This is a genomic window from Geobacillus sp. YHL, from assembly GCF_022341265.1.
Taxonomy (GTDB): Bacteria; Bacillota; Bacilli; order Bacillales; family Anoxybacillaceae; genus Geobacillus; species Geobacillus thermoleovorans.
The window spans coordinates 90,173-99,737 of the sequence record NZ_JAEIGB010000003.1; the positions used below are offsets into that span (position 1 = coordinate 90,173).

At 52.2% G+C, this 9,565-nt stretch carries 12 protein-coding genes; 10 read left to right on the forward strand and 2 right to left on the reverse strand.

Features of this window, described 5'->3' with window-relative positions; translation table 11 throughout:
• The first annotated feature begins 44 nt into the window (after positions 1-44).
• The 3 genes from JCR24_RS04875 to JCR24_RS04885 all read left to right on the forward strand — a co-directional run bounded on the left by JCR24_RS04875 (position 45) and on the right by JCR24_RS04885 (position 2,937).
• Positions 45-1,052: an ABC transporter substrate-binding protein gene (locus JCR24_RS04875; protein WP_060788461.1), complete on the forward strand. Its 1,008-nt coding sequence runs from the start codon at positions 45-47 to the stop codon at positions 1,050-1,052.
• A gap of 129 nt (positions 1,053-1,181) precedes the next feature.
• On the forward strand, positions 1,182-2,174 hold the full coding sequence (locus JCR24_RS04880) for an ABC transporter permease (protein WP_238980270.1): 993 nt from the start codon (positions 1,182-1,184) through the stop codon (positions 2,172-2,174).
• A complete protein-coding gene (locus JCR24_RS04885) occupies positions 2,140-2,937 on the forward strand; it encodes an ABC transporter ATP-binding protein (RefSeq protein ID WP_013146218.1) in 798 nt (265 codons plus the stop codon). Before JCR24_RS04880 ends, JCR24_RS04885 begins: the two co-directional genes overlap by 35 nt.
• A 56-nt stretch (positions 2,938-2,993) precedes the next feature.
• Here JCR24_RS04885 and dat read toward each other — a convergent pair whose 3' ends face one another.
• A complete protein-coding gene (dat, locus tag JCR24_RS04890) occupies positions 2,994-3,857 on the reverse strand; it encodes a D-amino-acid transaminase (RefSeq protein ID WP_011230175.1) in 864 nt (287 codons plus the stop codon).
• Positions 3,858-4,044: 187 nt separating this feature from the next.
• Here dat and JCR24_RS04895 point away from each other — a divergent pair, with 187 nt between their 5' ends.
• Both JCR24_RS04895 and JCR24_RS04900 read left to right on the forward strand, forming a co-directional pair.
• A complete protein-coding gene (locus JCR24_RS04895; protein WP_014195014.1) occupies positions 4,045-4,761 on the forward strand; it encodes an AzlC family ABC transporter permease in 717 nt (238 codons plus the stop codon).
• Positions 4,754-5,059 (forward strand): AzlD domain-containing protein, encoded by a 306-nt coding sequence (locus tag JCR24_RS04900; protein ID WP_238980186.1) that lies wholly within the window; start codon positions 4,754-4,756, stop codon positions 5,057-5,059. Before JCR24_RS04895 ends, JCR24_RS04900 begins: the two co-directional genes overlap by 8 nt.
• A gap of 63 nt (positions 5,060-5,122) precedes the next feature.
• On the opposite strand, the gene JCR24_RS04905 is transcribed toward JCR24_RS04900, so the two are convergent.
• Positions 5,123-5,713, reverse strand: a complete 591-nt coding sequence (locus JCR24_RS04905) for an SCO family protein (RefSeq protein ID WP_011230178.1) — start codon at positions 5,711-5,713, stop codon at positions 5,123-5,125.
• A gap of 192 nt (positions 5,714-5,905) precedes the next feature.
• On the opposite strand from JCR24_RS04905, the gene aceA reads away from it, so the two are divergent.
• From aceA to lepB, 5 genes are all read left to right on the forward strand, one after another.
• Positions 5,906-7,192: an isocitrate lyase gene (gene aceA, locus JCR24_RS04910; protein WP_011230179.1), complete on the forward strand. Its 1,287-nt coding sequence runs from the start codon at positions 5,906-5,908 to the stop codon at positions 7,190-7,192.
• A gap of 160 nt (positions 7,193-7,352) precedes the next feature.
• Positions 7,353-7,547, forward strand: a complete 195-nt coding sequence (locus tag JCR24_RS04915; RefSeq protein WP_011230180.1) for a hypothetical protein — start codon at positions 7,353-7,355, stop codon at positions 7,545-7,547.
• A gap of 120 nt (positions 7,548-7,667) precedes the next feature.
• Positions 7,668-8,201 carry a competence protein ComK gene (locus JCR24_RS04920; RefSeq protein ID WP_238980187.1) on the forward strand — a complete coding sequence of 178 codons (534 nt, stop codon included), beginning with the start codon at positions 7,668-7,670 and terminating at the stop codon, positions 8,199-8,201.
• Between the two features lie 102 nt (positions 8,202-8,303).
• On the forward strand, positions 8,304-8,927 hold the full coding sequence (locus JCR24_RS04925; protein WP_013146210.1) for a TVP38/TMEM64 family protein: 624 nt from the start codon (positions 8,304-8,306) through the stop codon (positions 8,925-8,927).
• Positions 8,924-9,472 carry a signal peptidase I gene (gene lepB / locus JCR24_RS04930; protein WP_238980188.1) on the forward strand — a complete coding sequence of 183 codons (549 nt, stop codon included), beginning with the start codon at positions 8,924-8,926 and terminating at the stop codon, positions 9,470-9,472. The genes JCR24_RS04925 and lepB overlap by 4 nt, the downstream gene beginning before the upstream one ends.
• Positions 9,473-9,565 lie beyond the last annotated feature (93 nt).

Sequence of the window (9,565 nt, forward strand, 5' to 3'; positions counted from 1 at the left end):
AAAGTTTAAAAGGACTAAACTTCTCTACATAGGGGGATGGGATCATGGGCCAATCGATTCGGCGGTTCGCCGCGGTGTGTGCAGCCGGCTTTTTGTTGCTTGGCGGCTGCGGCGGCGCGAAAGAGACGGGAAGCAGCCAGGGAAGCGGCGGGAAGAGCGGGAAAGAAAAGACGTACAAAATCGGCGTGACGCAAATTGTCGAGCATCCATCGCTCGATGCGGCGCGCAAAGGATTCCAGCAGGCGTTAAAAGACAAAGGGCTGTCCGTTGAGTATGACGTGCAAATCGCCCAAGGCGACCAAAGCAACAACCAAACGATCGCCAATAATTTTGTTTCGGACGGCGTCGACTTGATTTTTGCCAACTCAACGCCAAGCGCGCAGGCGGCGCTCAATGCGACAAAAGACATTCCGATCGTGTTCACGTCGGTGACCGACCCAGTCGGCGCGCAGCTTGTCCAATCGATGGAAAAGCCGGGCGGCAATGTGACGGGAACGACCGATACCCACCCGGAGGCCATTCCAAAAACGGTGCAATTTATTGACAAATATATCAAAGGCAACCGCGTCGGCATGGTCTACAACGCCGGCGAACAAAACTCCGTCGCTCAAATCGAGCAGGTGAAAAAGGCGATGCAAGGAACCGATTTGCAAATGGTCCCGGTGTCCGTATCGACGTCGGCAGAAGTGAAACAGGCGACCGAATCGCTCGTCGGCAAAGTCGATTGCCTGTACATCATCACCGACAACACCGTCGTCTCGGCGCTTGAGTCCGTCATTCAAGTGGCGAATGAGCACGACATTCCGCTGTTTGTTGGTGAACTGGATTCCGTCAAGCGCGGCGGTTTTGCGGCGTACGGGTTTGACTACTATGACATCGGCTACGAAGCTGGGGAAATGGCGGCGCAAATTTTGCAAGACGGCAAAAAGCCAGCCGATTTGCCGGTGCAATATCCACAAAAATTGAAGCTTGTCATCAACAAAAAAGCAGCGCAAGAAATGGGCATCAAGCTCAATCCGGAATGGGATTCCATTGCGGAATATATTGAATAAGCGGCCGTCCCTCCTTCGATGAAGGAGGGGGGCCAAAAAAGTAGGGAAAAGTGCGTTTTGGCACTCAACGTGTCACATGCGCCTTTGGTGTGTTTCCGAAAAGGTAGGTGAAAAGTTGTGTGGACAGCGATGTTCAGTTCCGTCGAAGCCGGCTTGATTTACGCCGTGATGGCGCTCGGCGTCTATTTATCGTTTCGTATTTTGGATTTTCCCGATCTGACGGTTGACGGCAGCTTCGTCACCGGCGCGTCCGTCGCCGCCGTGCTGATTGTCAATGGAGCCAATCCGTTTGCCGCCTCAGCCGCGGCGCTTTTGGCCGGCTTTGCCGCTGGGGTGTTGACTGGGCTTTTGCATACGAAAGGGAAAATCAATCCACTGTTATCCGGCATTTTAATGATGATCGCTTTGTATTCGATCAATTTGCGCATTATGGGCAAATCAAACGTGCCGCTCTTGCAGCAGGAAACAGTCATCACCAAAATCACTGCCATCTGGAAGCAAGCTGGGTTGGATGCGGCGCTCAATCAGCTCATTTCCTTCACTGGCTTTGCGCCGCGGACATGGGCGGTGCTTGTGTCAATGGCGATTGTCGCGCTAATGGTCAAAGGGCTGTTGGATTGGCTGTTGAAAACGGAGATGGGGATCGCTTTGCGGGCAACTGGAGACAACAAGCCGATGGTGGCGAGCTTTTCCGCCAACACCGATTGGTTGATCGTGTTTGGCCTTGGGCTGTCGAACGCGCTCGTGGCGCTTTCCGGAGCGCTCGTCGCCCAGTATGGCGGATTCAGCGACGTCGGGATGGGAATCGGGATGATCGTCATTGGGCTCGCTTCCGTCATCATCGGCGAGGCGCTGTTTGGGGCCCGTTCGGTCACACGCGCAACATGGGCGGTCATCGGCGGCGCCATCGTCTATCGCCTCATTTTGGCGCTTGCGTTGCGCGTCGAGTTTTTGGAGACGGGCGATGTGAAATTGATTACCGCGCTCATTGTGATGATGGCGCTCATCGTGCCCAACACGTTGGCGGCGCAAAAAGAACGGCAGCGGAGAAAGCGGAGGACCAAGGAGCTTGAGAGGGGGGAAACCGTTGCTGGAGCTGAAACGAATTACAAAAGTGTTTAACGAAGGAACGGCTGACGAGAAAATCGCTTTGCGCGGCATTGATCTGACGCTTGCCCCCGGCGATTTCGTCACCGTCATCGGCAGCAACGGCGCCGGCAAGTCTACGCTCATGAACATCATTTCCGGACGGCTGTCTCCTGATACCGGCGAAGTGTGGATCAACGGCCGCGATGTAACCGCGCTCAAGGAGCATGCGCGCGCCCGCTACATCGGCCGCGTCTTTCAAGACCCGATGGCCGGCACCGCCCCGCATATGACGATTGAGGAAAATTTGGCGCTCGCCTACAACCGGACGAAGCGGCGCACGTTAAGTCTTGGCGTCACGAAGCAAAAGCGCGAGTGGTTTCGGGAAACGCTGCGAACGCTTCATTTAGGGCTTGAAGACCGGCTCGCCGCCAAAGTCGGACTTCTTTCCGGCGGGGAGCGGCAGGCGCTTTCCTTGTTGATGGCGACGTTTACAAAACCGGATGTGCTGTTGCTCGATGAACATACCGCCGCCCTTGATCCGGCGCGGGCGGAGTTGGTCACGGAGTTGACGAAGCAAATTGTTGAGCAGCACCGCCTGACGACGCTCATGGTGACGCACAACATGGAGCAGGCGATTCGCCTTGGCAACCGGTTGATCATGATGGATGGCGGGCAAATCATTTTTGCCGCAGAAGGAAAGGAGAAAGAGGAGCTGACGGTCGAGCGGCTGCTTGAGGCATTCCAACGCATCCGCGGCAGCCAGTTTGCGAGCGACCGCGCCGTGCTCAGCTCATAAACGAAATGAGGTGTCCTTCTTTGGCTAGGGGACACCTCTTCTGTTCGGCCGGCCGGTCAGATATTTTGGGTTTCTCGCTGCGTCGCTTGTCGGTAGGCGGCTTGCAGCGCCTTCGTCACCGCCCCTGGCGCGCCGCTTCGGATCACCGTTTCGTCGACTTGAATAATCGGGATAATCGCTGACGTCGTGCTCGTTAAAAACAGTTCGTCCGCCTCCGCAAGGTCGTTGGTGGAAAACGCTTCTTCGACAAATGGAATGCCAAGCTCAGCGCAAAACTGCTTCACTTTCGTGCGGACGATGCCGTTTAAAATCCGTGCGGTGGCCGGATGGGTGTACACCGTTTCATTTTTGACAAGGAAAATGTTTGACGAGCTGCCTTCGGTTACGACGCCGTCGCGATGCAAAATCGCTTCAAACGCTCCGCGCTCAACCGCTTCTTGTTTAGCCAATACGTTGGGCAATAAGTTCAAGCTTTTAATGTAACAGTATTCCCAGCGGACATCTTTCGTCAAAATCGTGCGCACCCCATGTGTCATTTCCTCGGTTTTCCGCGCCATCGGCTGGATGTAGGCGTACAAGTTCGGCCGGTTTTCCGCCGGAAACGCATGGTTGCGCGGGAAGCTGCCGCGCGTCATTTGCAAATACAAAATCGCATCTTCCTGCACATCGTTGAGGCGGCGAAGCTCCTCAAGCTGTTCGATGAGCTCTTCGCAGCCAAACGGAACGGATAGGCGAATGGCGGCCGCTGAACGGTACAGCCGGTCAAGATGCTCGCGAAGCCAAACGTATATCCCGTTATATAAGCGGACGACTTCGTAGACGCCATCACCGAATTGCAAGCCGCGCTCTTCCATCGGGTACGTGACTTGTTCATAACGGAAAATGCCGCGGTCGGTTAATACATACGGTTTCACTGACATGGACGTGCACTCCTTTTCTGTTGCCATCAATCATGAATCAGTTTGATTATATCATAGATTGGCCTCTTTCTGCGTTTGTCTCGTGTTTGGCGTGAGCGGAAACAATGAATGGACGTTCGGGTTGCGAAACGAAAGGAATTTTTAGACAATAAAGTTATCAATCTAGTCAAATGGAGGGGATGAATGGATGGAAACGACATGGGCAGCCGGCAAGATGGCGCCGTTTCGCCAAGGGGTGCAAGCAGGAGTAGCGATCGCCATCGGCTATATGCCGATCGCGCTGGCGTTTGGGCTGCTCGCCAAAACAACCGGACTGACGTTCGCTGAGACTGTGCTCATGAGCATCGTCGTCTTCGCCGGCGCCTCGCAATATATCGCGTTAAGTCTGCTTACCGCTGGCACTGGGGTGTTTGAAATCGTGTTGACGACATTCATATTAAACATTCGCCATTTTTTAATGTCGGCGTCCCTTAATGAAAAGGCTGAGCCGGACGCGCTTTGGAAAAAAGCGTTGTACGCCTTTGGCATTACAGATGAAACGTTTTCGGTGGCGGCGATGAAAGAAGGAACGATCAACGCCTCGTATATGTTTGGGCTCATTGCCATGGCGTATGGCAGTTGGGTCGTCAACTCGGGCATTGGTTATGCCGCTGGGGCCGGTTTGCCGGAAAGTTTGCAAGAAAGTATGTCCATTGCCTTGTATGCCATGTTTATCGGCCTGCTCGTTCCAGCGTTGAAAAAGCAGCGGAAAATCGTCTGGCTGGCGGGGCTGTCGGCTTTATTCAACTCGATCGGCACGTTTGCTCTTCACTTGTCGAAAGGCTGGTCGATCGTTTTGGCTACATTGTTGTCGGCCATCATCGTTCAATGGCTGACGAAGGAAGGGGGAAACGGCGGTGAATAGCACAATCGTATGGATGATCATCGGCATGGGGATCGTGACGTATTTGCCGCGCCTGTTGCCGTTTGTGTTGCTCGGTGGCGTCGAGCTGCCGTCGTTTTGGCAAGGAGTGCTGAAAAATGTGCCGTATGCGGTGCTCGGGGCGCTCATTATTCCTGACGTTTTTTTCATCCAAGATGATTTTTGGTTCGGTGTCATCGGTTTTGCGGCGGCCGTCATCACAGCTTGGCTTGGGGCCAACGTCATGATCGTCGTGTTTGCGGCGGTTGCAGCGCTCAGCCTGTATTCGTTATTTGTTTAAAAAGGGAAGCGGACATCGCTTCCTCTTTTCCTTTTGCGACAGGTATGCAAACTTGCTGCATGGTTATGACAATTCCTCCATAATCGCCTCGTATACCTCATCGACATGAAATCGAGATGTCCCCATGCCGATTTGTTTGACGACACGACCGTTGCGGCCAAGCAAGTAGGCGAGCGTTGTGTGTACGATCATGCCGTTGCCCGGGTCGCGGTATTGAAAGTGGAAGGCGTCCGCTACTTTTTTCGTGTCCGCTTCACTGCCGCGCAAAAACACCCAACCTTGTCCGTCGCTCATGACTCCAAATGCATTGGCATATGTCTGCAGCTTTTCATTCGTATCGCGCGCCGGGTCGATCGTGATCGTGATGAATTCCACCTTGCTTCCAAATACCCCGGCTTGTTTTAGGCGATCGCGCAGTTTTGCCATTTGCGCTGTCGTATTCGGACAAACATCCGGACAGTTTGTATAAATAAACTCGACAAGCCTCACTTTCGGCGGAAGGTCGCCAAACTCGTATGATTTTCCCCATGCTGTTTCCATCGTCACGTCATTTGGAAGCCGCATCGTTGATGGCTGGTAGACAGCAAAGTACAGGATGCCGACGCTGATGCCGATGATGACAAGAGAGGCAGCTAACGTATACCATTTTTTCACTATTCATCACTCCTCAATATGATCATATCAAAAAAATTAGCGAAAAAATCGCGATGTTTATGAACAATATGCGACTATTTTCCTAATTAAAAAAAGTTTCAAAAAAAGGCTTGCACTTTCGTTTTTCTGTTATATAATAAAAACGTAAATAAAAACAATGTAATATAACAAAGAGAGATGGGGGAAGGAAAAATGGCGTCATTTGCTGAACGTGTCCGGCAATTAGAAGAAAGTTGGAAAAATGAGGAGCGCTGGAAAGGGATCGTTCGTCCGTACAGCGCTGAGGATGTCATTAAACTGCGCGGCTCGCTTGACATCGAGTATACGCTCGCTCGACGCGGGGCGGAAAAATTATGGAAGCTGCTTCATACAGAGGATTACGTCGCGGCCCTTGGCGCGCTGACCGGAAATCAGGCGGTGCAGCAAGTGAAAGCAGGCTTGAAGGCGATTTATTTAAGCGGCTGGCAAGTGGCGGCCGACGCCAACCTCGCCGGACAGATGTATCCGGACCAAAGCCTGTATCCGTCCAACAGCGTTCCGCATGTCGTCAAGCGAATCAATCAAGCGTTGCAGCGCGCGGATCAAATTCAATACTTAGAAGGCAGCGGGGACGTGGACTACTTTGTGCCGATCGTCGCTGACGCTGAGGCGGGGTTCGGCGGCCAACTGAACGTCTTTGAGCTCATGAAGGCAATGATTGAAGCCGGAGCGGCTGGCGTCCATTTTGAAGACCAGCTGTCATCGGAGAAAAAATGCGGCCATTTAGGCGGCAAAGTGCTTTTGCCGACGCAAACGGCGATTCGCAACTTGATTGCGGCGCGGTTGGCCGCCGATGTCATGGGGGTTCCGACGGTGCTCATCGCACGCACCGACGCGAACGCTGCTGACTTGATCACAAGCGACATCGACCCGCGCGATCAAGCGTTTATCACTGGAGAACGGACACCGGAAGGCTTCTATCGCACAAGAGCCGGTTTGGATCAAGCGATCGCCCGCGGGCTTGCCTATGCGCCGTATGCCGACCTCATTTGGTGTGAGACGAGCGAGCCGAATTTGGATGAGGCGCGCCGGTTTGCCGAAGCGATTCATGAAAAATTCCCAGGCAAGCTGCTGGCGTACAACTGCTCGCCGTCGTTCAACTGGAAGAAAAAATTGGACGACGAAACGATCGCCAAATTCCAGCAAGAGCTCGGCAAAATGGGATACAAGTTCCAATTTGTCACTTTGGCTGGCTTCCATGCGCTCAATTACAGCATGTTCGAACTGGCGCGCGGCTACAAAGAGCGAGGCATGGCGGCGTATGCCGAGCTGCAGCAAGCGGAATTTGCCGCCGAGAAGTACGGCTACACGGCGACGCGCCATCAGCGCGAAGTCGGCACGGGCTATTTCGACGAAGTCGCCCAAGTGATCTCTGGCGGCCAATCGTCAACAGTCGCTTTGAAAGGATCGACCGAAGAAGAACAGTTTACAGCCATCTAATGCCGATCACCAACAGTTTACAGCCATCTAATGCCGATCACCAGCAAAGAGACGCCCGGCTTGGCCGGGCGTTTTTTGTTTGAGACGAAGAGCCTCCTTGCTTCCATCGCATAATAAGGAAAAAAATGACGCATCCTATGGAGTACAAGGAGGCGATGTAATGGAAAAGAATCAAGGCGATCTGCCGGAGCTGATGCCTGCCGAGTTTCGAGTCAGTACGGATCTTCATGTTGAGCAATGGTCGATGAATGAAGAGACGTATGCTGGCGACTCGGTCGGCGAGCATACCGCGTTGGAACAGGCGAATGAATATTTAGCGTCCAAAGAAATCGGCCAAACGTTCGAAAACTCCTAGAACACCCATGACGATTGTCATGGGTTTTTTTATTAGATTTTTTGCAAAATATAGAAAAAAATAACTACTGATGGTATGATAGGAGTAGTGAGCGAGTTGATTAAGGGAGGAGACGAACGGATGAAAGTCAATGAATTCATTGTATTGGAACAATTCATCGTAAGCCGTTATACGATGGCGGTTCTCCCATACTTTTTAAACAGCGATGTGTATGCGAAAGTCATTGAAGAGGACGGCGAATATATCATCAAACAAACGCCGATTGACATTATTAAACATAGTTGCGATTACTACGGAAGCAGCTTTCAAGGAAGGAAAGAAGGAACGAAAGCCGTCATTGGCATCACTCATAAAGCGCCGATCGCCATTGAACCAGCCAATGAAATTTACGTATTTCCAACCGCCTCTCCGCGTGACTCCCGCTGCGTTTGGCTCTCGCACATGCACGTTTATCGGTATGAGCCTGCCAAATATGAGCGGACCATCGTTTATTTCCGCAACGGAAAAAGCATATCCCTCGATGTTTCCTGCAAATCGTTCATCAACCAGTTATACCGAACGGCTCAACTGCGGACAAAATTATCCGAGCGGATGGAAGCGAGGGAGCGCAAACTCCAATACATATTTCGCATGCAGCAAGAAAAACAGAGTTAGCTGAACAAATTGATAAAAATGGTTTTTCCTAAAGATGAGTTCAAATTAGGCGCCTGGACGTGTAAAATAAAGATATAAACGGCATTTGAATGGGGAATAGACATGGATATGGAAACAATCAAACAATGGTTCACGCTCGACAGCATCCTTTCCCTGCTCGAACAATACCGCTCTTTCGGCGTGCTTCCCGGCATCGCAGCGACGTTGCTTGAGTCGTTTTTTCCCATTTTGCCCATGTTCGTCTTCGTGATGGCGAACGCAGCGGCGTTTGGACTATGGAAAGGGTTTCTGATCTCTTGGCTAGGCGCTTCACTTGGCTCGCTCATCGTGTTTTGGCTGACGCGGAAAGTGGGGCAGAAGCGTTTTTTTCACTTTGTCCGCCGCCACCCGAAAGTGCGGCAGTTTATGCATTGGATTGAGCGACACGGATTTGGTCCGCTGTTTTTGTTGTATTGCTTTCCGTTCACCCCATCGGCGCTTGTCAATATTGTTGCCGGACTGTCGCGCATCAGCCGCCAGCAGTTTGTATTGGCGGTGCTGCTAGGAAAGATGATCATGGTGTTTACCATCAGTTTTATCGGCTATGACTTGAAGGCGCTCATCCGTCAGCCGCTGCGCACGGCGATGATCGCCGCAGTCGTTCTGTTGCTTTGGTACGCCGGAAAACGGGTGGAAGCGCGATTTTCGTTGACGGAAGAACAAGGCGGCGAGGAGGGCGGGGAGTGACCAAGCAAAAAGAAAAACGAGGCCGCCGATGGCCATGGTTTGTTGCCGTTTGTGTTGTCGCCACGCTTCGGTTGTTCGTGTTCAGCAATTACGTGGTGGAAGGAAAATCGATGATGCCGACGCTGGAGAGCGGCAATTTGCTGATCGTCAATAAGCTTTCCTACGACATCGGGCCTATTCGCCGGTTTGACATTATCGTTTTTCACGCCAACAAAAAGGAAGATTACGTCAAGCGGGTTATCGGCCTGCCTGGCGATCGGATCGCGTACAAAAATGACATCTTGTATGTCAACGGAAAAAAAGTTGACGAACCGTATTTGCGCCCGTATAAGCAAAAGCTGCTTGACGGCAGGCTGACCGGGGATTTTACGCTTGAGGAGGTGACCGGGAAAACACGGGTGCCTCCCGGCTGCATTTTCGTTCTTGGCGACAACCGGCTTAGCAGCTGGGACAGCCGCCATTTTGGGTTTGTCAAAATCAACCAAATTGTCGGCAAGGTGGATGTTCGCTACTGGCCGTTTAAACAGTTCACCTTTCATTTTTAACCTTCATCTCGCAAGAAGCCTTCCGCTTCTATAACGAATTGAAGCTTCTTAGACCAATAAATGAGATCCTTCGAATCGGGGTTGTTCAGCCGT